This is a genomic window from Zhongshania antarctica (assembly GCF_014202945.1).
In the GTDB taxonomy this organism is placed as follows: domain Bacteria; phylum Pseudomonadota; class Gammaproteobacteria; order Pseudomonadales; family Spongiibacteraceae; genus Spongiibacter; species Spongiibacter antarcticus.
In genome coordinates, this window is record NZ_JACHHW010000002.1 from 16,294 (window position 1) to 41,400 (window position 25,107).

The window sequence follows — 25,107 nt, forward strand, 5'->3', positions numbered from 1 at the left end:
CAAGTCCCGCAGGAAGCACCGCATGTTTGACCTCGGCGATCTCACTCTAAGTTTTTGCTTTTTTGGCTTACTCGCTTATTTCTGGCGCGCCCAAGGCACCCGCGAACTCGCGCTGCGCGCCACGCGAAAACACCTAGAGCAACAACAGCTGCAGTTATTAGACGGCCATGTCGCCCTGCGCGCGGTGTGGTGCAAACGCGACGCGAATGGCCAAATCAAACTGTGGCGCCGTTATATTTTTGAATTTACCGCCACTGGCCATGAGCGCTACAAAGGTCAGGTGGTGACCCTCGGCAATCGCGTTGAGGGCTTTGAGTTAGAACCCCACCGATTCCCCAACGACATTATTCACTAGGCTCTCACTAAAGCGCCTTACAAAAGAAACTCCTTATGCGCCACGGCACCAGTTTTAACCCCGAGCAAGACGTTAATTGGAAAACCCTAAAAGAGCTAATTCCCTATTTGCTGGCCTTTCGTCAACGTATCGGTGTTGCCCTACTCTGCCTGGTGGCTGCTAAGGTTGCCAGTGTAGGCCTTCCATTTATACTCAAACATATCGTCGATCAGCTCGACAGCCAAGATCAGCCCGCCATTGTAGTCTTGCCCTTGGCGCTGCTACTCGCCTATGGCGCACTACGCTTTGCCAATGTGTTGTTTGGCGAGGTGCGCGACACTATTTTTGGCCGGGTTACCGAGAGCGCCATGCGCAATATCGGCCTCACCGTCTTCAAACATTTGCACTCCTTAGACTTAGACTTTCACCTTAATCGCCGCACTGGCGGCCTGTCCCGCGACATTGAGCGCGGTACCAATGGCATTAATTTTTTACTGCGTTTTATGGTTTTCAATATTGTGCCCACCTTTATTGAAATTGGTTTGGTCGTGGTATTGCTCGGCTGGCGCTACAGTATTTGGTTTGCGCTTATCGTGCTCATTGCCGTCACTTGCTACGTGGCGTTCTCCATTTACGCCACCGAGCGCCGCACGGCCTATATTCGTCGCGCGAACGAGGCGGAGTCCCGCAGCAGCAGCCGCGCGGTAGACAGTCTGCTCAATTTTGAAACCGTAAAATACTTTGGCAATGAGCACTACGAAGCCCAACGCTACGACGAAGAACTGGCCAGCTGGCAATTGGCTCGCCGCCAAAATCGCTTGAGTCTGTTCGCTCTTAACGCTGGCCAAGCCCTGATTATTGCTGCCGCCATGACCGCGGCGATGGTTCTCGCCGCCAGCCAAGTGCAAGCCGAGAAAATGACCCTCGGTGACTTTGTACTGATCAACGCCTTTATGATGCAGATTTTTATGCCGCTTAATTTTCTCGGTTTTGTCTACCGCGAGATGAAAGGCTCCATGGCCAATATTGAAGCCATGTTTGCGCTACTCCGCCAGCGGCCCAGTATTAATGACGCCGCGCAAGCCCCAACGCTGGCGCTGAAGGACGGTTGCATTGAGGTACAAGACCTCAACTTTCAGTACCACAGCGACCGCCCCATTTTAAACAACATCAGCTTTACGGTTGCCGCAAAACAAAAGGTCGCTATTGTTGGCAGCAGCGGCGCGGGCAAATCCACCCTGCTTAAATTATTGTTTCGCTTTTACGACGCCAGCAGCGGCCGAATCCTCATTGACGGCCAAGACATCAAAACGGTCAGTCAGGCATCTCTGCGTGGCGCACTCGGTATCGTCCCCCAAGACACTGTACTGTTTAATATGTCGATACTTGAAAATATTCGCTACGGCCGCATCGACGCAAGTGACGAGGATATTTACGAGGCCATCCGCATGGCCCACCTCAGCGACTTTATCGCGCGCTTGCCGAAGGGCGTCGACACCTTGGTGGGTGAGCGCGGTTTAAAATTGTCGGGCGGCGAAAAACAGCGCGTCGCCATTGCCAGAGCCCTGCTCAAGAAATCCCCTATTATGATATTTGACGAGGCCACGTCGTCATTAGACAGCGCCTCGGAACGGCTTATTTTAGAGGCCATAAAAGATATTGCTCGGGAGCACACCATGCTGGTGATTGCCCACCGCCTATCAACGGTCGTCGATGCAGATCATATTCTAGTGCTCGATCAAGGTGAAATTGTTGAGCAAGGCAATCACGCGTCGCTATTGGCCCAGCAAGGCCAATACGCCCACTTGTGGCTAATGCAGCAGCGCGAGCGCAGCATAGTGCCTACTGCAGAAGAATGATTGCCTGCGCTAACAGACTCTTATAGTCTGAAGACCACCAACACAAAATGAGAATAATATGCAGCAGCTCTCTGGTCAGGACGCCATGTTCATTCACACTGAAGCCACCGGTATACCACAACATATCGGTGCCCTCAGCATTTACGATCAATCCACAAGTGCCGACGGTATTGTCCGCTTCAAACAAATATTGCAGTTAATCGAGAGCCGCGCCCACCTCTCACCCATATTTAAGCGCCAGCTGCGCAGGGTTCCCCTTGGTCTTGACCAACCCTATTGGGAAGACATCGAAAACCTCGACATCGAAAGTCATATACACCATATCGCCCTGCCCAAGCCCGGTGACTGGCGCCAACTCTGCATTCTGGCCTCACGCATTCACTCCCGGCCCATGGACTTGAGCAAACCACTGTGGGAGATGTATGTCATTGAGGGCCTCGACAGCGTTCGCGGCCTGCCTAAGAACTGCTTTGCGGTGATGATAAAAATCCACCACGCCGCCATGGACGGCGCCAGTGGCGCTCAGTTTATTCCCATGATTCACGACCTAAGCCCGGATATTGGCGATGCTGGCACAGCGCCCCAACGGGTCGTACAGCAATATAATAATTGGCATATGCTAAGTCGCGCCGTGGGCAATAACTTAAAAAAACCCAAGCAATTTTTTGACCTCGCTGGCAGTCTAATTCCCGCTTGGCAGCGCATTCGCCGCGGTAAAAAAGAGCAAGATTTTGTCAGTCTCGACGACAAACAAAAAACCCTATTTCAAGGCAAAATATCCCCCCACCGAGTTTGCGACGCCGTACCCTTTGCCTTTGAAGAGCTGCGCGCCATAAAAAATACTGTGCCCGGCGCTACCATCAACGACACCATGCTTTGCGTGGTTTCCGGCGCCCTACGCAAATACCTAAGCGCCAAACAAGCCCTGCCCGAAAAGACCCTTGTGAGCGGCTGCCCAATCGATGTTCGAAGTGACGCAGAGCGCAGTGGCGGCGGCAATATGGTGGGCTTTATGACAGTATCACTGCTTTCCAATATCGCCGATCCCAAGGAGCGGCTGGCGGCAATTCACGACGCCTCCATGAGCAGCAAAGCCTATGCCGAAGCCCTCGGCCCCCGCGTTGCGGTAAATGTGACCGACGTCTTGCCCGGCGGCGTCTTATCGCTGGCCTTGCGCGCCGCTTCGTCCACCGGCCTGACCGAATCTGCGGTGATCTTCAATACCGTGGTCACCAATGTACCCGGACCCAATCAGCAATTGTATTTTTGCGGTGCCAAATTGGTCGACGGCATGAATTTCGGCCCCTTATTACCCAATGTTGGGCTGTTTCACATTGTTTACAGTTCAGTGCTGAATAAAGTGGGCAGTATTTCTATTTCCTTTACCGCTTGCCGTAAAATGCTGCCAGACCCCGAATTTTATTCCGAGTGCTTGCAGGCGTCGTTTGACGAGCTAAAGGCGGCCACCCTCGGCACCACCCAAACGACAAGCCCAGCATTAGACTCAGTACACCAATAGCTAAAGGAGTAGCTCGCAGGCATGAATGACAGTCACGATCTCCGCCTAATCATCGAGTCACGAATCCCCGTGATTATCATTGAAACCTGGGAGGAGCGCCGCGCACTGTCACTGCTGACTAAGCTCGGTATTCAGCAGGGCCTGCCGGTGTTCTCGTGGTCGGTGACCGACGGTTTGCGCCGCGCCGATTTTGATCAGGCGGCCAATCAGCCTCTCACCGCCGAACCCGAGGCCGTGTTAAAACATATTCGCAGCTCCGGCAGTGCCGGGTTATATGCCCTGTGTGATTTTCATCCCTACCTCAACGACGAGCCTCGCAATATTCGTTTAATCAAAGAAATTGCCATGCAAGCCGAAGACAGCGGCAAGAGTTTGGTGTTTATCAGCCACGCCTTCAATATTCCCAGCGAATTCAAACGTCACAGCGCCCGCTTTAACCTGTCGATGCCCGAAGATCACAAGCTCCGCGCCGCCATTTACAAAGAAGCGCAGAACTTCAGTAACACCACGGGCCGCAAAGTTAAAACAGACCGCAACGCGCTAGACAAGCTGGTCAACAATTTGCGCGGGCTACCCTTAGACGACGCCCGCAAGCTCGCTCGCGGCGCCATTATTCAAGACGGCGCCATTACCCATTCCGATCTCAGCAGCGTCAACAAGGCCAAATTCGAGCTACTCGACATGGACGGTGTACTCAGTTTTGAATACGACACCGAAAACTTTGCCAATGTCGGCGGCTTAAGCAAGCTCAAGGACTGGCTAGGCAAGCGCGAACAGGCCTTTCAGCAGGGCGGCGCCGATTCGCCCAAGGGCATTATGATGGTGGGTGTGCAGGGCGGCGGCAAAAGCTTGGCCGCCAAGGCGGTCGCGGGCTTATGGGGCATGCCGCTATTACGCATGGACATGGGCGCGCTCTACAATAAATTTTTTGGCGAGTCTGAACGCAATGTTCGCGAGGCCCTAAAACTGGCCGAAACCATGGCGCCCTGCGTATTGTGGATAGACGAAATTGAAAAAGGCATTGGCAGCGATGACCACGACGGCGGCACCTCCAAGCGGATTTTAGCCACCCTCCTCACTTGGATGGCAGAACGCCAGCACGCCGTATTTATTGTTGCCACCGCCAATAATATTCAGCGCCTACCACCTGAATTAATACGCAAAGGCCGCCTCGATGAGGTGTTCTTTGTCGACCTACCCTCGGAGCAAGTGCGCCAACAGATCTTTGCCATTCACCTTGAGAAGCGCAACTACCCCTTGGCCAATTTCCGCTGCGCCGAACTCAGCGCTGCCAGCGCTGGCTTTACCGGCGCCGAAATAGAACAGGCAATTGTCGCCGCTCGTTACTCCGCCAAGGCCCGCAATGAAGAGCTGTGCACCGCCCATATCATTGCCGAAATCGACGCCACCGTGCCCCTGTCGGTGACCATGAGCGAGCAGCTGGATGCCCTCCGTGCCTGGTGCCAAACCCGCGCCGTCGCGGCCGACTGAGAAATATCGCCTCATCGACCTCGGCAAAGTGACATAATAGCGAGCAAGCCGCTGGGTTTACCCCGCCACGCCTGTTCTGCCATTTCACCTCAACTTGGACCAGCCATGCCCCTGCTCGCCCTAGAACACATGCTCTGCCCGTTAGAGCAATATCCATTACACCGCGACGGTAAAACTTGGCGCTGCAGCAATAATCACTGCTTCGATATTGCCAAGCAGGGCTATGTTAATTTACTGCCAGTACAGAACAAAAAATCCCTAGACCCCGGCGACAGCCAAATAATGATTCAGGCCCGCCGTCAGTTTCTGGATAGCGGCGCCTACGCCCCCCTTGCCCAAGCGCTCGCGACGACGGTTGCCGGTTTATGCAAAGACCGCAATGACCTTGCCATTCTCGATGCCGGCTGCGGCGAGGGCTATTACCTCAACACGGTTTGCAACAGCTTGCTCGCCGCCCAAGCTGAACTTGCGCTCACCGCCACCGGCTTAGACATTTCCAAATGGGCGGTGCGCGCCACCCGCATTCGCAATGCGGGTATCAATGGGCTGGTGGCGAGCAACCGGCAAATTCCACTGCCCGACAACAGCCAAGATATCCTACTCTGCACCTTTGGCTTTCCAGTGTTTAGCGAGTTTCAGCGAGTCGTTAAGCCTGGCGGTCATATTATTATGGTCGACCCCGGCCCCGAGCATTTGATCGAACTGCGCCAGCAAATTTACGACGAGATCAGACGCTCACCCCCGGCAAGCTTGGCCGCAGGCATTAACTCAGAGTGGCAGCAGAGCAGCGAAACCGCGCTAAGCTTTAGCACCCCAATACTCAGTGCAGCGTTATTTGAACAACTGCTAATCATGACCCCTCACCTCTACCGCGCCAGCAAGGCCGGCCGGGAGCGCGCCGCCAAACTTGAACAGCTCGCGCTCACCGTCGACGTCTGCATACGCGTCCTCAGTCACCAAACTTAAGCGCCAGGCCACGTTGAACGTGGCCCAGTTATTGCTATCATTTAAGGACTAAGTTAGTGACAGCCAGTCGCGCGTTTACAGCGAAACAACACCGTCACTTTCTGCCTGTATTCTGGCAATCAACGCCTGCGCACCGCGCAATAATAAGGCGTGCTTGCACACAATAATGGATGGACTCTCAATGCAGCAACTCAATGGTCTCGATGCCCTCTTCGCCCATAATGAACGCCAACATGCCCCCATGCATATTGCCGCGCTCATGGTATACACCCCGCAAACCACCAAGCACAAAAAATTTCGCCTACAAGAAGTCCGCAATACCATTGAACAGCGCCTATCGGTATCGCCGGTATTTCGACGCCGCCTGCTAACCGTCGCTTACAATCTTGATCAACCCTACTGGCTTGAAGATGAAACGTTCAATCTCGACAATCATATTCACAGCCACGAGTTAACAGCTAAAAATAACGAAGCGGATTTCCACACCCTTATTGCCACCCTCCACGCCCAGCCAATGGACATGGGCCGGCCGCTGTGGGAAGCCCATGTAATTCACGGCCTCGGCCGACTAGCAAATTACAGCAAAGGCAGCTTTGGCATTTACATGAAGGTGCATCACGCCGCCTTGGATGGCGTCTCTGGCACCGACATCCTCGCCGCGCTACACGGTATAGAACCACTTGCGTTTAAACCCAGCGCGCTCACCGACACGTGGGCTGGCGAAGCCCCACCATCCCAGTGGGCGGTAAGCCGCAACGCGTATAGGAATAATCTGCGAAAGCCGCTGCAACTGTATCGCCAAGCTCGCCAACTCTTACCCAAGCTCCGTCGAGAAATACAAGAGCCCCCTAGCGACCACACACCGGGGGTCAGCTGGCAGAAATCGCCTTTTAATACCCGCATCGACGCCCAACGTCAGGTGTTTGTGGTGCGCTTCGACTTTTCACGCCTGCGCGCCATTCGCCGCGCTTACCCACGCACCACCGTGAACCATGTCATTCTCTGTATTGTCGGCGGCGCGCTGCGCAACTACCTCATTCAACGCAATGCCCTGCCAAATAACCCGCTGGCATCCCTTGTTCCAGTAAACGTGCGCGGCAAAGATCTCGACACCTGCGGCAATGCCATCAGCATGCTGATTAGCAATCTGCGCACCGACATCGAAGACCCCCTGCAACGTTTAGTGGCGGTACGCGACGCCGCCACGTCGGCCAAAAAGCGCAACGACAGTATTGGCCGCAGTAGCTTGAGCAATATTTTTCGCGTGCTGCCCAGCAGCCTAGAAGCGGCGGCGCTGCGCACCTTGTCGGCCCTGGCCTACTGGCCTGGCGGCATTCCATTACCTGCCTGCACCTTTGTCAGCAATGTACCTGGGCCACCCATACCGCTGTACTTTAACGACGCCAAACTGGTCGACATGCTTGGCCTTGGCCTAATCATGGATCATGTGGGCTTATTTCATGTCGCCATGAGTTACAACGGCGTACTTAGCCTATCTGTCCTTAGCAGCCCCAAAACCCTACAAGACCCAGCGCTTTATCGGTGTTGCTTGGAGGCGTCGTTTTCTGCACTGGATCACGCCATGCAACGACAGGCTAATAAGACATAATCCCAATTTGGCCTTGAAATAAGCGATCAAATCCCCATTTCTAGTGTCACATATCGGCAACACTAAACTCGCTTGCTAAGGGACCGCCCGCAATGACGGAAAAAAACGCTATTGGCCAGTTACGCAACTGGCTGACTTCGCAGATTATTGGCCAACAAAGCCTAGTCGACCGCCTGCTCATCGCCCTTTTGGCCGACGGCCATTTACTGGTCGAAGGTGCACCTGGCTTAGCCAAGACCAAGGCAATAAAAACCTTGTCAGACGGCATTGCCGCGAGTTTTCAACGTATTCAGTTCACCCCCGACTTACTTCCTGGCGATGTCACCGGTAGCGATATTTACCGGCCTGAGACCGGCGCCTTTGAATTTCAGCCCGGCCCAATTTTTCATAATTTAGTATTGGCTGACGAAATCAACCGCGCCCCCGCCAAGGTCCAGTCGGCGCTACTCGAAGCCATGGCCGAACGCCAAGTCAGCGTGGGCAGCAACACATTGCAACTCCCTCCTTTGTTCTTGGTTATGGCCACCCAAAACCCCTTAGAGCAAGAAGGCACCTACCCTCTGCCTGAAGCCCAACTCGACCGTTTCTTAATGCACGTCAATGTCGCCTACCCCGACGCCGCGGCGGAATTGGAAATCCTGCGCCGGGTGCGCGCCGAAGCCAAGGGTGAAATTCACCAGCCCGAGCCACTGAGCCAAGACATCTTATTCGCAGCGCGGGAACAAATACTCAACTTGCACATGGCCGAAGCCGTTGAGGAATACATGGTGCAACTGGTGATTGCCAGCCGCGAACCCGCTCGTCTCGACGCAGAATTGGCGAGCTGGCTAGAAGTGGGTGCCAGCCCCCGCGCCACCATTGCCCTCGACCGCTGCGCCCGCGCCCACGCTTGGCTCAACGACCGCGACTACGTCAGCCCCGACGACGTCCAAGCCGTCGCCCACGACGTGTTGCGCCATCGCCTAATTCTCAGCTTTGAAGCCGAGGCCGACGGCATTCGCAAAGACCATATTATCGACCGCCTCCTGCAGGTGGTGCCGGTGGCATGAGCAGCCTGCCACGGGGCAATTTTAGCGCGCCCGTACAGGGCGCCATTGTGGATCAGCAAACGCTGATCCACACCCGTTTTGCCGGTGCGCAATTGCGCGCCACACCCAAGCGACGGCATTTTGCCAAGCAGAGCGGCAGCCATGCCTCGCCAGTCAAAGGCCGCGGCCTAGCCTTTCACCATGTGCGCGAATATCAGGGTGGCGATGAAATTCGCCACATCGACTGGCGAGTCACCGCCCGCACCGCGAAAGCGCACACCAAGATTTTTGAAGAAGAAAAAGAACGCCCGGTAGTGCTCTGTTTAGACCAGCGCCACGCCATGTTCTTTGGCAGTCGCCACTGTTTTAAATCGGTACTCGCCTGCCACGTTGCCGCCACCCTCGCTTGGGCGGGACTAGACAATAACGACCGAGTTGGCGGTTTGGTATTTACCGACAGCGGGCACCGCGAAGTTCGGCCTCGGCGCAGCCACCGCGCGGTATTGAATTTTATTCACACTGCCGCCGACTACAATCAGCAACTGGCCGACACCTCAACCAGTGGCGACGACAGCATTGCACCGCCGCAAAGCCTCGCCACCGCTTTCGAAGAATTGCGACGTATCACTCGGCCCGGCTCAACCGTCTACGTGGTCAGCGACTTTAACGGTTTCGATCAAGACGCCGAGCGGCAATTGCATTTAATCGCGCGCCACAACGATGTCATCGCGATTACCATCAGCGACCCACTAGAAGAAAATCTGCCGAGCTCCGGCATGTACCCGGTAAGCAATGGCCGTGAGCGCCTGCAACTGATGCTTAACTCTGGCATCCGTCAACAATTTCACGATCGCAGCGAAGCACGCCAAGTCGCCTTAAAGGCCAGCTTTCGCCGCGCCGGTATTCATCACATTGGCCTAACAACCGACGCGCCGTTTTTTGATCTTTTACAGCGGGGCATGATGGGCAAATGAATACGCCAAATCCAACAATACCACCAGGCGGCGCAAGCCCCCTAGACCAGCTAGCGGACATCCATCTTCCGCCAGCGGTGCCTAGTTTTCCCTGGGCGCCCGGCTGGTGGGCATTACTGATTTTAGCCATTGGCCTCATTGCCACTGGCTTTTGGCTGTGGCGGCGCTATCGCCAGCGCAGTGCTTACCGCCGCGCAGCCCAATTAGAATTAACGCGTATTCAGGCTATCGCCGATGATGCCGAATTTGCTCGCCAACTCAATCAACTATTACGCCGAGTGGCTATTCACTGTCAGTCGGCAAGTTCGTCTGCGCCGACAATAGCGGGGCTAGGCGGTGAGCAATGGCAGCATTTTTTGCTTAATAGCTGCGGCGCCAAGCCCGCGTTTACCAATACCACGCTCGACGCACTTGTCGCCGCCGCCTACCAAAGCCAATGTCCTGCGCTAGATCGTCAACAGCTTTTAGGGCAAACGCGGCTGTGGATTCGCCGTCACCGGAGCCAGTATGTTTGAGTTTCAATGGCCATGGATATTTGTTCTGCTGCCGCTGCCCATACTGGTGCGCTGGCTATCAAAAGCCCAGAACCGCGCCAGCGGCGCCGCACTGCGGGTCCCGTTTTTTGCCCAGCTGCGCAGCCTAAGTGGCGAACAAAACACCCCCGCGGTCAGCGGCAACAAATTTCATTTATTGCTCCTCAGTTTGCTGTGGCTGGCGTTGCTCGCGGCCTGCGCCAGACCCATTTGGATTGGCGATGCCGTTGCCATGCCCACCAATGGTCGCGACTTAATGCTTGCGGTGGATATTTCTGGCTCTATGTCCCAGGAAGATATGATCATCCAAGACGAGGCCCTACCCCGCCTCACGGTGGTAAAAGCCGTTGTAAACCAATTTGTGGAGCAGCGTCGGGGCGATAAACTCGGCCTTATTTTATTTGGCTCACAACCCTATATTCAGTCGCCGCTGACCTTTGATCTGGACACGGTTAACACCTTAATGAACGAGGCTCAGGTCGGCTTTGCCGGTAAACAAACGGCTATTGGCGACGCCATTGGCTTTGCCATAAAACGTCTGCGCGAGCGGCCCGAAAATAGCCGCGTAGTTGTCTTGCTCACTGACGGCGCCGACACCGCCAGCAATTTAAAACCCCTCGAAGCCAGCAAATTAGCCGCTGCCGAAAAAATTAAAATTTACACTATTGGCGTTGGCGCCACGGAGATGCGCGTGCCCGGCATTTTCGGCAGCAGCTTCGGTGCCCGCACCGTTAACCCCTCCGCCGATCTCGACGAAGGCACCTTACAAAGTATTGCCGACACAACAGGCGGCGCCTATTACCGCGCCCGCAATCCCGCCGAGCTGCAAGCTGCTTATGCGGCCATTGCCGCCTTAGAGCCAGTGGAGCAAGAACAGGAAATGCTCAGGCCTGAGCGCTCGCTATTGCACTGGCCACTATTGGCCGCCGCCGGTCTTTGGCTACTATTAGCCCTTGGCCGTAATCTGCCTGCGCTGCCGGTACGCAGCAATGCCGTAAACACGAAAAATGAGGCCGCGCAATGAACCTGCCCAGCCTGCACTGGATTCGCCCCGACTTGCTGTGGACCATTATTCCGCTGCTCATTGCCGCGCTGCTTCTAGCCCGCCAAAGTCGTCAACAGGGGGCCTGGCACAAGCATATTGATCCTAGTCTGCTGCCCTATTTGCTCGACGGTCAACGCAGCGACAAACCGGCGCGCTCCATCGCGCTATTACTCTTGGCGGCGCTACTCGCGTGGCTGGCACTGCTCGGTCCCGCTTGGCAGCAAGCTCCCACACCGCTCTACAAGAACAATGAGGGCATGGTGGTGGTCTTGGATTTATCACCGTCGATGCTCGCCGAAGATATTCAGCCCTCGCGGATTCGCCAAGCCCGCTTTAAACTTCGAGATCTACTACAGCTTCGCCAAGACGGCCAAACTGGCTTGGTGGTATTTGCCGCCGACGCATTTGTGGTCGCCCCACTTACTGACGACGTCAACACCTTACTCACGCTGATCCCCGGTTTACACCCAGGAATGATGCCGCAAACCGGCAGCAACCCCTTGGCGGGGCTAGTACAGGCCAAGGACTTATTGGATCAAAGCGGCGGCAATGGCAAAATTTTATTAATAACTGACGGTGTTAATGAGGCGCAACTAAAAGGCTTAAAAAGCTTCCTCAAAGACAGCCCTTACACGCTCTCTGTGCTCGCCGTTGGCAGTCGCGACGGCGCACCCATTCCCCTGCCTGACGGCGGCTTTGCCAAAGATAATAGTGGCAATATCATTGTTCCCGCGCTGAGCAGCAGCGAACTAAAAGCCCTTGCCAGCGCCGGTGGCGGTGAGTATCGGGAGCTAAGCCTAGACGACAGCGATATTCGCGCCTTAAACCCTGACGCCGCCAGCTTGGCCGAAAGCAGCCAAGATCCGTCAAGCACATCCTCAGATCGCCACTTTGACCAATGGAAAGACGCTGGCGGCTGGCTGGCCTTATTACTGCTGCCACTGGCCTTACTGGGCTTTCGGCGCAGCTGGCTGCCCAGCCTATTACTGCCGCTATTGTTGCTGGGCCAAACTCCGCAGGCCAATGCCGTTGAATTCGACGCCCTGTGGCAGACCCCAGATCAACGCGGCGCCGCGTTATTAGACAGCGACCCGGCAGCGGCAGCGGAACAATTTAAAGACCCCGCGTGGAAGGCCAGCGCCCAGTACCGCGCGGGCGATTATGCCGCAGCAGCCGAAAGCTACGCCAAACTCCCCGGCAGCGACGCAGCGTATAATCGCGGCAATGCCCTGGCCAAAGCCGGCAAGCTAGATGAGGCCCTAGCGGCCTTCGACGAGGCATTAAAACATGAGCCCGATATGAGTGATGCCCTGCGCAACAAAAAAATACTCGAAGACCTGAAAAAACAACAAGAACAGCAGCAAAACCAAGACCAGTCTGGCGACGGTGACAAGCAGGACAAAGATCAGCAATCTCAGTCGTCTGAGCAAGAAAATCAACAGGGCCAAGACGGCCAACAAACGCCCTCAGATCAAGAGCAACAGGGCGAGCAAGGTCAGCCGCAATCGGATCAAGAACAATCCGAACAACAAAATTCCAATGACCAAAAAGAGGGCCAGACACCGCCAAATCAAGAGCAGCCCGATTCCTCACCGCAGGAGCAAAGCGAGTCCAGCGCCGAGCAAAAGAAGGCGCAAAAAGAACAGCAGGACGCCGAGCAGCGCCAGACCGAATTAGCCGAGGACTACGCCAAGCAAGCTGCTGAGCAACAAGCTGCGGCGGCCGAGCAAAAAAACGACGCCAACCCAGATGAGCAAAGCGAGCAAACCGCGCTTGCTGAAAGCCAACAACCGCTGAGCGAAGAAGACCAATCCAAAGAACAGTGGCTGCGTAAGATTCCCGATAACCCCGGCAATCTACTGCGCAATAAATTTCAGTACCAGCAACAAATGCGTCAACAACGTGGCAATCAAATTGAGCGAGAGAATTATGCGCCCTATTAAGCACGGCCTAGTTGCCCTGAACAAAATCAATACAGGCACCAGCATGCATGTTCATCAAGTTGGCTTTCGCCAAATAAAAGCCGCCACCCTTGGCATATTGCTGCTAAGCCTGCTCTGCTGGGTACCCAGCGCCTTTGCCGAAACCAATGTGCGCGCCAGCGTAGATCGGCAACAAATTTCTAGCGAAGAAACCTTTACGCTGTCACTGGTCGCAGACAGTATTTTATTTTCTGGCGAACCTGATGTAAGCGCGCTAGAAAAAGACTTTCATATTATTAATCGCCAGCAAAGTAGCCGCACAAATATTATCAACGGCAAGGTCAACAGCAGCCGTCAATGGGATTACACGCTTGCCCCAAAACGCGAAGGCACGCTAACCATCCCCGCCATTCCAATGGGCAAATTTCAGACTCGGGCGCTAACCATTTCCGTCGACAAGGCCAACCGCCAGACTCGCGGCGCCAATGGTGACAGTGTGTATTTAGAGTCCGACGTCACGCCCCGCTCTGCCTATGTGCAGGCGGAGCTGCAATACACCGTTAAAATTTTTACCTCCATTAATTTTTTAGACGCGTCTCTTGAGGCTCCCGAAGTGGAGAATGCCGTGGTGGAAGCCACAGGCGAACAGCGCTACCAAACCCTCGTCGATGGCCGTTACTACCAAGTGATTGAGCGCCGCTATTCCATTTACCCACAAACCAGCGGCGAGCTAAGCATTCCCGCGCTAACCTTGCAGGCGCGAGTAGAAGGCTACCGCCCATCAATGCTCGACCCCGGCCGCTTGGTGGTAAAACGCAGCCAAGAGCACCACCTCAATATTAAGCCGCCACCAGCAGAATTTAAGGGCGCGGTGTGGTTGCCGGCCAAGAAACTAGCCCTGGCCGAAAGCTGGAGCAAAGACCCCGACGGCATCCAAATAGGCGATTCTATTACCCGTACTGTGAACATTCAGGCCAAGGGTTTACTCGGCTCACAGTTGCCTGCACTGCCGACCTATACCCTAAGCAAGGCCAAACTCTACCCAGATCAAGCCAAAATTGAACAGGGCGACGAGCAGTCAGAGTGGAGCGGCGTGCGCAGTGAGTCCGTCGCGATTATCCCGACCGTGGCCGGTGAGTTGGTGTTGCCCGAAGTGCGCATTCCCTGGTGGAATACGACCACCAATAAGGCCGAAGTGGCAGTGCTGCCAGAGCGCCGCATCACCGTTGCACCCGGCATGTTAAACAATGTGAATTCCACGCCGCTCAACACAAGCAATTCAGCACCAAATCAAAGCCTGGCGTCAAACCTAGCGGAGAATACCCCGGCAACCACCAGCAGTGCCGAACAAACAACGGCTAACACCCGCCTTTGGATGGTCATTGCGGCATTGTGCCTGAGCAATATTGGCTTTGCTCTAGCATGGCTGCGCAGCCGCAACGGAGCGATAAACGCCAACAATAGCGTTAGTGTAAAACCGGAAAACGAGAGCGAGGCGGCCGCATTTAGCAAGCTCAAAAAATGCGTCCAAGCGAATGCAGACGCCAGCAGCCTGCGTGGCGCGCTAGTAAACTGGGGGCAATGCTATTACCAGCAAGCCCTAAGCCTTAGCCAGTTAGGCGCACGCGCCAAGGAACTTGAACACTATTGCCAAGCGTTGGACGCCCAGCTTTTCGCTGGTCGCGATGCGAAAATTGACGCCAAGGCGCTGTTAGATGCGGTAAAAAAACTACGCGCCACGAAGCAGCCAAAAAATGCCGCTAGCGCGCCTTTAGCCCCGCTGTATCCGTCGACGTAGGCTCTGGTGGACTGCGCAATACCAACACCCCACCCAGCACCACGCAAATTATCCCGACCAAGGTTAGGTGGTCGGGAATATGATCCCATATCAACCAATCTATAACCCCGCTGAAAACCACCGCAAAATAGCTTATCGGCGCCGATACCGAGGCCGATATATAACGGTATGCCAAGGTATAAAGAACAAAACCCAAATAAATGACCACGCCCATATACACCAAGCCCGGCCATGCCGACAGGGGAATTGGCTGATAATGAAACAAAAAGAAGGGCAAACTCACAATGACAGAGATCAAAAAATAGTAAAACAGTATTCGGTTTTGCGGCTCACCCTGCATTAACTCACGGGTACTGATCATCGACACGGCTAAACCCAAGGCCGACAACAAGGCCAGGACATGCCAGACACTGAATCCGGCAAAGCCTGGTTTTAACACCAGCACCACCCCAATAAAACCAATGAGCAATGGCGGCCAAGCATGGCGACCTACCCGCTGTTTAAACCATAGCAAAATAACAACTGGCACCATTAAGGGGGCCGAAGCCCGCAAGAGGGTCGCCTCCACCAAGGAGATATGACTTAGAGCGAGATAAAACAAATAGAAACAAGCGCAACCACTAACACCGCGCACAAGATGCAAGCCGGGACGACGAGTAACCAAACTCCCCCGTCCAGCCCGCATAATCGACGGCAAGGCAAACAAGAAACTCAGGCCGTACTGCACCATAACAATAGCGGAAACATGGACCTCTTGGGAGACGTGTTTACCTACCGCCGCGACGGTGCTCGACAGCAACACAGTCAGTAAGGACAGTGCCAAACCAGTGAGCAGTTGTTTTTTGGGGGTAGAAACAGTAATCAAGGACAGATCTCAATATTGCCAGCTGCCACACTATAAAGAGGCCTTGATCCATTGGCCAGCGAGATCGATGCGAGACAGTACTCACCCAGCCCAAAACCAAGCAGCTGGGCGAGCACTCAGCGGACGGTATTACTTTTTAGCGCCGCATTTCGCTTCGCCACATTTGCCTTCTTTGGCAGCCTTATCGGCACCGCATTTGGCTTCACCACATTTACCTTCTTTGGCCGCTTTGTCGGCGCCGCATTTCGCTTCGCCACACTTGCCTTCTTTGCTCGCTTTGTCAGCGCCGCACTTGGCTTCGCCGCACTTACCCTCAGCGTCTTTGGCGTAGTCGGCCAACTGGTAGCCACTGCTCATTACTTTGGCAGCAAAGGGGTTGGTATCGGCTACCGCAACAGAGGCCATTGAAGAAGCAAGTATCGCGGCGCTAAAAGCAGTCATCGCAGTTTTTTTCATGTTGTCGTCACCCTTAATAAATGAAGTTTTATATTGGTCGTCCAATGACGACACTCGCCATTAGAGGAATCTTATTGCCGAGTGTTACAAAGCCAATGCAAATAATTTATCGACCTTTTCTGTAACAAGTTTGCGTGCTCTGCGTCTCATTGCCAATCAATCGGCGAGTACCGCATTGCCCTCTTCTACGGAGTTCTGTTCATGGTAGATTTTTTTAGCTCTTTACACCGCGCCCACCACAAACTGGGCGCGACGCTGGCGCATCTTGATGGTATTCCAGCTTTGGGCCTACGTCTCTACTTGGTGCCGGTTTTTTGGATGGCCGGCAGCAGTAAAATGGCCAATTTTGCGGCAACGGCAGACTGGTTTGGCAATAGCGACTGGGGCTTGGGACTGCCCTTTCCCTATGTGCTGGCATTTCTCGCCACCGCAACCGAGGTACTGGGCGCGGGTCTATTGCTGCTTGGTCTCGCAAGTCGCTGGATCGCCATTCCGCTCGCCATCACGATGGTCGTTGCCGCCTTAAGCGTGCACTGGCAATTTGGCTGGCAGGCGATTGCCGATGCCAGCGCGCCTTTTGCCAATACGAGAGTCGCCGAGTCCGTAGACAAGCTCGCCGCCGCTCGCTCGCTGCTAGAAGCTCACGGCAACTACGACTGGCTAACATCCAGTGGCAATATTGTTATTCTCAATAACGGCATTGAGTTCGCGGCGACGTATTTATTTATGTTACTGGCCTTAATGGCCCTAGGTGGCGGCCGCTATGTCAGCGCGGACTACTGGCTAAAGCGAAAATTTGAGCACGCAGCGAAGGTATAAGTATAAGAGCGAGCAGAACTTTATAGCGAAAACGCGGTGACGAGCTTGCGCCAGCACCTCGGGATCAGTGACACTAGCGGCATAATCTGGGTTTGGAAACCTCTGTGTCACAACTCATCAATGATCCTAAGTTTATTGCGCGCCTGCAGTCTGGGGACAATAGCGCCTTTAAATCGCTCATCGGCACCTACCACAGCAAATTGCTGATCGTCGCGCGGGCGATTGCTGGCGATGTGTTTGCAGAGGACGTCACGCAAGAGGCCTGGGCATCTATTTACAAGGCCGTTGGTAAATTTGAAGGGCGCTCCAGCCTGTCGACGTGGATGATCCAAATTGTGAGCAATGAAGCCAAATCACGACTGCGCCGAGAAAAACGCCACAGCAGTTATGGTGATGTCAGTGATATTGGTCAGGGTGTCGACCCCGACGCTTTTGACAGCAATGGGCATTGGAGCAACCCGCCCGCGCATTGGGATATTAATACCCCAGAGCTAATGCTGCAGGAAGATCAGCTGCGCCAATGTATAGAGCACACGTTAACGGTGTTACCAGAAAACCAGAAAGCGGTGTTTTTATTACGTGATGTTGAACAGAGCGATTTAAGTGAAATTGCCGACACACTGGCAATCAGCCAGGCCAATGTGCGGGTACTACTACACCGCGCTAGATTACGGTTAATGACGACGATCAATCACTACCAGGAGACCGGCGAATGCTAAATTGCAAACAGTTTACCGATCTCGCCAGCGATAACCTCGACGCCCAGTACCACGGCTGGAAGCGTATTGATATTCGCCTGCACTTGCTCCTTTGTCGGCACTGCCGCCGCTTCAATCGTCATCTTGACCGCAGTCGTCGCACGGGCGCCGAGCTCGCGAAAACACTCTGGCAAATCGACAGCGCCTCCAGCGAACACATCTTCTCCCGCATTCAGCCCACGACAAAGCAAAATAACGGGGACGGCACGCCTTGATTTGGCCTATGCCGCGGGCAAATACACCCGAAACTCACAGCCTTTATCCAACTCACTAATAACATCAATTCGGCCGTCACACTCATCAAGAATGCGCCGACAAATAGCCAAGCCGATGCCCGTGCCCTCATAGTCACCCTCTCGGTATAAGCGTTCAAATACGCCATATACTCGGGACTGATAGTGACTGCCAATGCCAATACCATTATCGCGGATATAAAATCCCACCTCGTCTTCACCAGCATCGTCCAAGGGGCCGATTTCCACTACTGGCAGCTTTTGATCGCGACTAAATTTCACCGCATTATCGAGCAGGTTCGATAGCAATTGGTATAGGGGTGTCGGCGACATATTCACCGTGCCCAGTGGCTTTCGATGCAGCTCAGTGGCGTATTTTTTCATGGCGCCACCGTGCTCAACAACCGCGCGGTCAAGATACTCATCCAAGGCTAATGGCTCGGCGGGCACCAGCGATTGCGGGGCACAGTACAGCTGTAAATCGTCGATCATTTCGGTCATGCGCTGGGTTGCCCCAACCATGGTCTGCAACCACTTCGCCTCATCCTCCTGAAGGGTTTCACCTAGGCGTTCATTCAATAGCTGACCGAATACCGAAATAGAGCGCAGCGGCTCCTTGATGTCATGCGCCGTTACCTTGGCGTACTCCTCCAATGCAATATTAGAGCGTTCCAATGAGGCATGATTTTTTTCCAGCAAGGTTTTCATGACTAGGGTTTCTGCCAGTTCTTGAGTACGCTCAGCGACCAATTCCTCTAGGTCTTTAGTCAAACGGTCAACCTGCTGCTTTTGGCGCCGATTTTCGTCAGCCTCTTCTCTAAGCTGTTGATTTAAAGCAATAAGCTGCACATTGCTAGGAATGGCTAGGGCCTTGGGAATCAGCGGCCAAACTACAATCGCGGTGCCCACCGAGGCGATGGCGGTAATTAATTTGACGCCGCCGCTAAGCCAATAGGCGCCATACCAAACATTGAAGATATTGACGAGATGGGTTGCGCCGCAGGCGAAGATGAAAATCGCAAACATCACAAATATGTAGTTAAACTTGAGGTCATCGCGCTTTCGTACTAAATACACGAGGGCAACAGGAATGGTGAAGTAAGACAAGCTAATCAGCACATCACTGATAACATGAAGACGAACCAAATCTTCATTCCACAAATAGCAATGCCCATGGGGCGGCATTTCCGGCCCCAGCAACTTGTTCAAAAACTCATTAGCCATAATATAACCGAGCCCGTGTATGCCACGCTCAATTGCTCAATTGCGCAATTTACGAATTTGGGAAATTACCCCCTCAGACCCCTTTATACCAAGGGAGCCCTAAGCCAAGTAACCGGGGAATTCACCTAGATGAACCATGAACACCACACCCACCAAATTTCATAATAGTGCATTATTGCTTAAAGTCATCGCGGGCGTTGGGAGACTTTTCAGGGCGGCCTCACGTTTTATTCGGAAAACTGCAATCCAAATGCGGGTGCTTCGCGGTTATATTCTGATAAAACGCCTGAATTTGGCGTTGATCTTCCCCATAATCGCCACTGGGGAAGTAAGGCGCGGACAAGGAAATGGTTTTTTTTGCGTAATCCAAAGCCGTCGCAACAATGGGCACCCCCGCGGCTGCAGCAATGTGGTAATAGCCGCCCTTCCAGCGGGCAACCTTACTGCGGGTGCCTTCCGGGGCAATAATCAACACCATGCCATCGGTGTCGCCAAACACACCGGCCATTTGCGCGACAAAATTATGCTGGCGGCTACGCTCCACCGCCACCCCGCCAAGCCAGCGCAATAACATCCCCAGCGGCCCAACAAACAACTGATGCTTACCCATAAAGCGAATTTGACGGCCCAAGGCACTCGCCACACCCACCATAATAAAGAAATCCCAATTGCTGGTATGGGGAGCAAGTATTAGCACATATTTCGCGGGTGTCGCGGCGGCGCTGGGTAATTGCCAGCCTCGCAGGGTCAGTATCTTGCCACTGACGCACCTCACTAAATTCAACAGCCATGGGTAACTGCAAATGGTTTTGCGCTGAACAATAGCCACCTCCGTCACCAACATTTCGTTAATCCTCACCTACCACACAACGGAGTCATGCCTTATGACGAAATAGCATTCGGTCGAATATTACACAAAATCAACCTAATGCGCTTGCTCGGGGGAATACGCTACACTATTCTGCCCTTCAGCATCCAAGGCCAATACCAACGCGGGCACATACGGCCCGAATAAGAATGGAGCCCCACTTTTGCCATTATCACTTCGCAAATTATATTCCGGCTTATTTGTCGCGGGCCTGCAGACCTTCGCCTTGGCCGCGCAGGCCACCACTCCACCGCATCAACTCGCCACCGTACAGCAAAACCCTGCGGCGCTCAGCCTCCGCGACGACATCAGCGATACCGTTATGCAGATGGACGGCTATATTTTCATTGATGACAGTGACGAGCTAATTTACAGCCTTAAGAAGGCCAACGACGAAGGCCGCGCATTAGAGGGCCGCTCTCGGGGAATTTTGGTGATACCGGGCGACGAGGCGGAGCTAGTACAACGCCTAGAAGAAATGCGTGACGACACCAATAGCTTTGCCGCTGGCGGTCATTTCACCCTAAGCACCTCATCGCCAGCTTGGCATGTTATTGGCGGCTCAGAATTTAGCGGGAGTGCACGCTTTAATTACGATGAAGACGACGCCAATCGTCTGCGCTTTGCCACGCTAGTCAGTTTATTCAGCTTTGGTGAATTGCAGTCGTCTATGGAGGTCTCGGCGCTGTGGTCAAATTATCTAGGCCTGAATTACCGTTTTAAAATCGATGGTTTTGCCAACACCCAATTCGGCATCACCCCCAAAATCCAAAATATCAGCCTCATTGAGCGCAGCATTCTCATTTCTGAATACGAAGAAGAAAAATTATTCGATTCCGGCCGCGATGTAGATCATACCCTTCAGCTCAATGCCGACCTTGGCATAAGCCATCGACTAAACAGCTGGCTACTTGGCCTGGCAATAAAAGATATTTATCAGCAAGAAATGCAGAGCACAATTGGCACCGTTTACCAACAACGCAGTCGCGTTAATGCCAGTATCGACTACCAAGCAACGTGGGCTGCATGGCGATTTGATGCCGACCTCACGCCACAGGCCGGCTTTGGCGAAATGCCCGCACAGCGCGTTTATAACCTAAAGACCGCTATTCCCCTCAACCAACGGATAGCACTCTTGCTGGGCTACCGCTGGCTAAACAACCCCTACAGTGACGACAGTCCCTCAATTGGCCTGCATTACAGTCTCGACCAGTTACTGCATATCAATGCCGAGTTTAGCTATATTAGCAATAGTGAACTGGGTGGCAGTATTAATCTCCAGCTGCCACTTTAGGTTTACGCCACTTCAACAACCTGAGCTTTTTGCGGAATAAAACTCATTGCATGCTCAGTTAGCGCAGTAATGGTGAGCGAGGGATTCACGCCAAGATTCGATGACAGCATCGAGCCATCACACACCAACATATTACGGTAGCCAAAAACCCGGTTTTGGCTGTCGATCACCCCCTCTTCACTACTTTTACCCATCCCGACACCGCCCATACAATGAGCCGTAGCAGGGATATTAAACAAGACCTCGGTAATCAAGCTGCCAGCCATGCCGCCCAAGCGGCGGGCAGTGCGCAGTGCAAATTCACTGGCCTCGGGAATATGCGCGGGAATCGGCTCACCAACACTGACCATGCGCTTGCGCCATGGCCAATACCAGGCTCGGCGATATTGCATATCAATATGACCATCGAGGGTTTGCATACACAAAAATATCACGGTCTGCCGCGCCAAACCAAAGGGGATCAGCGAGGTTACCGCTTGTTTAGGCGCCTTAAATAACAATTTCAACATGGTGTACAACCACACAAACACCCGTCGCCAGTTTGGCTTGCCACGTGTCATGGCGGTGACCAACAAGCCCATGGCATCCGAGCCACGAGGGTAGCGGGTGGCCTCGATATGGGTTTTGTCGTCGAGGTAAATCCCCGAGCCAATCGCAATGCCCTCATCCATATTTTGCTCGCCGGGCAGGCGCACGCCAATTAATGACTCGGCATTGGTTCTTACTCTACGGCCGAGTTCCGCGGAGATATTGGGCAAGGAGCCCTTATCCCGAAGTTTAAACAGCAGGTCTTGGGTGCCGAGTGACGACGCCGCAAACACCAGCGACTTGGTCCGCCAGCGCCGCTTATGGCGGCGCAGCAAGGACGTGCTCGATACCGTGGTAATTTCATAGCCATCTTCGCCGTCGGCCTTGCCATTTAGCGGCACAACATCAATCACTTTGGTTTCAGCAAAAACCTGCGCGCCCTGCTTTTCGGCAAAATACAGATAATTTTTATCTAGGCTATTTTTGGCATTGTGTCGACAACCAACCATGCAGCCGCCACAGGCGATACAGCTATTACGCTCAGGGCCTTCACCATTAAAATAGGGGTCAGGGTATGCCTTACCCAGCGCAGCACCCTCATCACCAAAAAAAACACCAACCTGGGTTTTATAAAAACTTTCACCGCAACCCCAATCATCTGCGGCTTCTTTTAATAAATGGTCCGCGGGGCCAAGAATACGATTTTCGGTCACGCCGAGCATTTTCTGGGCACTGGCGTAATGCGCCGGCATCTCGGCTTGCCAGTCTTTTAAGCCAGCCCAACTGCCCTGTTGCCAAATTTCTTGCTTGGGTACCAGCAAGGTATTGGCATAGGTAATTGAACCGCCGCCCACGGCATTGCCGTGCAAAACCAATACGTGCTTAAACCAGCGTAAATTGAAAAAGCCCTTCATACCCAGCATGGGCCGCCACAACCAGCGATGAAAATGCCAGTTAGAACGCGGATAAGTTTCGGCGCTCCAGCGTCGGCCCATTTCCATCATGCCCACGCTATAGCCTTTTTGGGTCAGGCGATGGGCCGCCGTAGAACCGCCAAAGCCGGTGCCGATTACTAAATAATCAAAATCGTAGTCCACGTTTTATTCACTCTCTCGCATTGCCCGCTGACGCGCCGACAAATTTGACATGCCTTCGTGTCACTTTACATCTGACAGCACCTCATGTCAAAATCAAAAAATGACCGATTCCCCCACCAAACCTCGTCGCTATCGCGGTGCCAGCGGCGACCAACGCCGCGCCGAACGCTGCCAACAACTCTTAGACGCTGGCCTCAGCGTTATTGGTGATGTCGGCTACCAAGCCTGCAGTGTGCGCAGCATTTGCGCCGCAGCCGGATTAACTGAACGCTATTTTTACGAGTCATTTGCGAATAAAGAAGCACTACTGGCCGAAATCTATCAAGCGCAAACAGATTATTTAAAAGCCAATATGCTGGCCGCGTTTACCCGCGCCGAGCGCAATAGCGAAGCCTTTGCCCACGCCGGACTACACGCTTTTTTTGACACCCTGCATCAAAACCCGGCGGTCGCCCGACTATTATTATTTGAAATTCTCGGTGTTAGCGACACCATGGACAGGCTTTATTACGAGGTAATGGAAGACTTTGCGGTCTTGATCCGCTCACTCGCCAGTTCGCTAGGGCTGGCGGATATTGCGCACACACCCAACCAAGATATTATTTACGCGGGCTTAGTGGGAGCAGTAATTCAAATTGCCCGCCGCTGGGCACTCACCGGCTACCAAGACAGCGTCGACGCCGTGATTGGCAGCAGCCTCTTTCTATTTGTGGCAACCGCGAATTACGCCTCACCAGCCACGCAATAAATCCTCGTGTAGCGAGCCAATCACGGCTTGTATTCAGCGTCGCCAAGCGTCAAGGTAAGCGCACTATTAGCGACGCGTTCTCACAATGCCAACGACCTTATATCCAGCCTCAGCCAGCACCTCGTTCACCCTCAATACCGAGTCAGTTCATCAGCTCTATATTGAAACCAGTGGCAACCCACTGGGGATTCCCGTGGTGTTTTTGCATGGCGGACCAGGATCGAGCTGCAACAATAATCACCGCCGCTATTTTAACCCCGAGCACTATTTCATTACCTGCTTCGACCAGCGCGGCTGCGGCCTCTCTAGGCCCCACGGCGAGCTGGCGGCTAACACCAGCCAAAACCTTATCGCCGACATGGAGCGCATACGAGCACATCTTAATATTGAGCGTTGGCTGGTTTTTGGCGGCTCTTGGGGGGCGTGCTTGGGGCTGCTATACGCCCAAGCCCACCCCCAGCGGGTGAGCGGGATGATTCTGCGCGGCAGTTTTTTGGCCAGAGAGCAGGACTTATTTTGGTTTGCCCAGCACGGCGCGAGCGAAGAATTTCCAGAAGCGTGGCAGGCATTTATAAAAGACATTCCTCAAGACGAAAGACACGATCTGGTCGCCGCTTATTACCAGCGCCTCCATCACGGCGACAACGATACCCAATTAAAATACGCCGCTATTTGGTCGGCTTGGTCTGGCAAAGTCGCCACCCATAATTTAGGCCAGCGTACGGACAAACATTCAGCTAACAACGCCATGACAAGCGGCGCCCAGCGGCAGGCCGATCCTGCCCTCGTCCGCAAAATTAAAATAGAAACCCACTACGCCCAGCACCGCTATTTTATTGCCGAAAACCAAATACTCGACAATCTTCACCGACTGCCCAAGGTGCCGGTAACGATTATTCACGGCCAATTAGACAAAACCTGTTTGCCCACCGCCTCCGGTGCCCTTGCCGCCGGCATTACCAATAGCGAATTTATTCAGCTCGCCGACACCGGCCACCTCATAGAAGAGGCCAATATGATTGCCGCCTTGGTCGATGCTACAGATCGCTTTATCAAAAAATTAAATTAGCGTCCCTCACAAATCAGCGTGGCCGTTATTGATCGACGGTAAAAAGCCTATACGCATTCAAGGAGCATTA

23 protein-coding genes are annotated in these 25,107 nt (G+C 53.8%); 18 read left to right on the top strand and 5 right to left on the bottom strand.

Features of this window, described 5'->3' with window-relative positions; all coding sequences use genetic code 11:
- Positions 1 to 22 precede the first annotated feature (22 nt).
- The 12 genes from HNQ57_RS02930 to HNQ57_RS02985 all read left to right on the top strand — a co-directional run bounded on the left by HNQ57_RS02930 (position 23) and on the right by HNQ57_RS02985 (position 15,078).
- Positions 23 to 355, top strand: a complete 333-nt coding sequence (locus HNQ57_RS02930) for a DUF3301 domain-containing protein (RefSeq protein WP_184461138.1) — start codon at positions 23 to 25, stop codon at positions 353 to 355.
- A 35-nt stretch (positions 356 to 390) separates the two neighbouring features.
- Positions 391 to 2,193, top strand: coding sequence for an ABCB family ABC transporter ATP-binding protein/permease (locus HNQ57_RS02935; protein WP_184461139.1), 1,803 nt, complete (start codon positions 391 to 393; stop codon positions 2,191 to 2,193).
- Positions 2,194 to 2,251: 58 nt separating this feature from the next.
- Positions 2,252 to 3,712 (top strand): WS/DGAT/MGAT family O-acyltransferase, encoded by a 1,461-nt coding sequence (locus HNQ57_RS02940; protein ID WP_184461140.1) that lies wholly within the window; start codon positions 2,252 to 2,254, stop codon positions 3,710 to 3,712.
- A 21-nt stretch (positions 3,713 to 3,733) separates the two neighbouring features.
- Complete coding sequence (locus HNQ57_RS02945; RefSeq protein ID WP_184461141.1) at positions 3,734 to 5,203, top strand: AAA family ATPase; 1,470 nt, start codon at positions 3,734 to 3,736, stop codon at positions 5,201 to 5,203.
- Positions 5,204 to 5,308: 105 nt separating this feature from the next.
- Positions 5,309 to 6,169 (top strand): putative RNA methyltransferase, encoded by an 861-nt coding sequence (locus tag HNQ57_RS02950; RefSeq protein WP_184461142.1) that lies wholly within the window; start codon positions 5,309 to 5,311, stop codon positions 6,167 to 6,169.
- Between the two features lie 181 nt (positions 6,170 to 6,350).
- The gene (locus HNQ57_RS02955; RefSeq protein WP_184461143.1) at positions 6,351 to 7,778 is read left to right on the top strand and encodes a wax ester/triacylglycerol synthase family O-acyltransferase; all 1,428 of its coding nucleotides are present in this window, start codon (positions 6,351 to 6,353) and stop codon (positions 7,776 to 7,778) included.
- Between the two features lie 92 nt (positions 7,779 to 7,870).
- Positions 7,871 to 8,827 (top strand): AAA family ATPase, encoded by a 957-nt coding sequence (locus tag HNQ57_RS02960; protein WP_008252093.1) that lies wholly within the window; start codon positions 7,871 to 7,873, stop codon positions 8,825 to 8,827.
- Positions 8,824 to 9,780 carry a DUF58 domain-containing protein gene (locus HNQ57_RS02965; RefSeq protein ID WP_184461144.1) on the top strand — a complete coding sequence of 319 codons (957 nt, stop codon included), beginning with the start codon at positions 8,824 to 8,826 and terminating at the stop codon, positions 9,778 to 9,780. The genes HNQ57_RS02960 and HNQ57_RS02965 overlap by 4 nt, the downstream gene beginning before the upstream one ends.
- Complete coding sequence (locus tag HNQ57_RS02970) at positions 9,777 to 10,295, top strand: DUF4381 domain-containing protein (protein WP_184461145.1); 519 nt, start codon at positions 9,777 to 9,779, stop codon at positions 10,293 to 10,295. The genes HNQ57_RS02965 and HNQ57_RS02970 overlap by 4 nt, the downstream gene beginning before the upstream one ends.
- Positions 10,288 to 11,337: a VWA domain-containing protein gene (locus tag HNQ57_RS02975; RefSeq protein WP_184461146.1), complete on the top strand. Its 1,050-nt coding sequence runs from the start codon at positions 10,288 to 10,290 to the stop codon at positions 11,335 to 11,337. Before HNQ57_RS02970 ends, HNQ57_RS02975 begins: the two co-directional genes overlap by 8 nt.
- Positions 11,334 to 13,301, top strand: a complete 1,968-nt coding sequence (locus HNQ57_RS02980) for a vWA domain-containing protein (protein WP_184461147.1) — start codon at positions 11,334 to 11,336, stop codon at positions 13,299 to 13,301. The genes HNQ57_RS02975 and HNQ57_RS02980 overlap by 4 nt, the downstream gene beginning before the upstream one ends.
- Positions 13,288 to 15,078 carry a BatD family protein gene (locus tag HNQ57_RS02985; RefSeq protein WP_184461148.1) on the top strand — a complete coding sequence of 597 codons (1,791 nt, stop codon included), beginning with the start codon at positions 13,288 to 13,290 and terminating at the stop codon, positions 15,076 to 15,078. The genes HNQ57_RS02980 and HNQ57_RS02985 overlap by 14 nt, the downstream gene beginning before the upstream one ends.
- On the opposite strand, the gene HNQ57_RS02990 is transcribed toward HNQ57_RS02985, so the two are convergent.
- Together HNQ57_RS02990 and HNQ57_RS02995 are read right to left on the bottom strand one after the other, a co-directional pair.
- A complete protein-coding gene (locus tag HNQ57_RS02990) occupies positions 15,041 to 15,943 on the bottom strand; it encodes a DMT family transporter (RefSeq protein WP_008252103.1) in 903 nt (300 codons plus the stop codon). The genes HNQ57_RS02985 and HNQ57_RS02990 overlap by 38 nt on opposite strands.
- Positions 15,944 to 16,072: 129 nt before the next feature.
- Positions 16,073 to 16,399 (bottom strand): HvfA family oxazolone/thioamide-modified RiPP metallophore, encoded by a 327-nt coding sequence (locus HNQ57_RS02995; RefSeq protein ID WP_184461149.1) that lies wholly within the window; start codon positions 16,397 to 16,399, stop codon positions 16,073 to 16,075.
- 201 nt (positions 16,400 to 16,600) lie between these two features.
- On the opposite strand from HNQ57_RS02995, the gene HNQ57_RS03000 reads away from it, so the two are divergent.
- From HNQ57_RS03000 to HNQ57_RS03010, 3 genes are all read left to right on the top strand, one after another.
- The gene (locus HNQ57_RS03000; protein ID WP_184461150.1) at positions 16,601 to 17,218 is read left to right on the top strand and encodes an HvfX family Cu-binding RiPP maturation protein; all 618 of its coding nucleotides are present in this window, start codon (positions 16,601 to 16,603) and stop codon (positions 17,216 to 17,218) included.
- 104 nt (positions 17,219 to 17,322) lie between these two features.
- The gene (locus HNQ57_RS03005; RefSeq protein WP_184461151.1) at positions 17,323 to 17,937 is read left to right on the top strand and encodes an RNA polymerase sigma factor; all 615 of its coding nucleotides are present in this window, start codon (positions 17,323 to 17,325) and stop codon (positions 17,935 to 17,937) included.
- On the top strand, positions 17,931 to 18,191 hold the full coding sequence (locus HNQ57_RS03010) for an anti-sigma factor family protein (protein WP_184461152.1): 261 nt from the start codon (positions 17,931 to 17,933) through the stop codon (positions 18,189 to 18,191). The genes HNQ57_RS03005 and HNQ57_RS03010 overlap by 7 nt, the downstream gene beginning before the upstream one ends.
- 6 nt (positions 18,192 to 18,197) lie before the next feature.
- Here HNQ57_RS03010 and HNQ57_RS03015 read toward each other — a convergent pair whose 3' ends face one another.
- Together HNQ57_RS03015 and HNQ57_RS03020 are read right to left on the bottom strand one after the other, a co-directional pair.
- Positions 18,198 to 19,433, bottom strand: coding sequence for a sensor histidine kinase (locus tag HNQ57_RS03015; RefSeq protein ID WP_184461153.1), 1,236 nt, complete (start codon positions 19,431 to 19,433; stop codon positions 18,198 to 18,200).
- A gap of 220 nt (positions 19,434 to 19,653) precedes the next feature.
- Positions 19,654 to 20,277, bottom strand: a complete 624-nt coding sequence (locus HNQ57_RS03020) for a 1-acyl-sn-glycerol-3-phosphate acyltransferase (RefSeq protein ID WP_184461154.1) — start codon at positions 20,275 to 20,277, stop codon at positions 19,654 to 19,656.
- Between the two features lie 187 nt (positions 20,278 to 20,464).
- On the opposite strand from HNQ57_RS03020, the gene traF reads away from it, so the two are divergent.
- Entirely contained in the window at positions 20,465 to 21,595 is a 1,131-nt protein-coding gene (gene traF / locus HNQ57_RS03025; RefSeq protein WP_184461155.1) for a conjugal transfer protein TraF, read from the top strand.
- A 2-nt stretch (positions 21,596 to 21,597) separates the two neighbouring features.
- Here traF and HNQ57_RS18140 read toward each other — a convergent pair whose 3' ends face one another.
- Positions 21,598 to 23,220 (bottom strand): GMC family oxidoreductase, encoded by a 1,623-nt coding sequence (locus tag HNQ57_RS18140; RefSeq protein WP_184461156.1) that lies wholly within the window; start codon positions 23,218 to 23,220, stop codon positions 21,598 to 21,600.
- Between the two features lie 100 nt (positions 23,221 to 23,320).
- Between HNQ57_RS18140 and HNQ57_RS03035 the strand changes: the two genes are divergently transcribed.
- Together HNQ57_RS03035 and pip are read left to right on the top strand one after the other, a co-directional pair.
- Positions 23,321 to 23,968 carry a TetR/AcrR family transcriptional regulator gene (locus tag HNQ57_RS03035; protein ID WP_184461157.1) on the top strand — a complete coding sequence of 216 codons (648 nt, stop codon included), beginning with the start codon at positions 23,321 to 23,323 and terminating at the stop codon, positions 23,966 to 23,968.
- Between the two features lie 85 nt (positions 23,969 to 24,053).
- The gene (pip, locus tag HNQ57_RS03040) at positions 24,054 to 25,037 is read left to right on the top strand and encodes a prolyl aminopeptidase (protein ID WP_184461158.1); all 984 of its coding nucleotides are present in this window, start codon (positions 24,054 to 24,056) and stop codon (positions 25,035 to 25,037) included.
- The last annotated feature ends 70 nt before the right edge of the window (positions 25,038 to 25,107 follow it).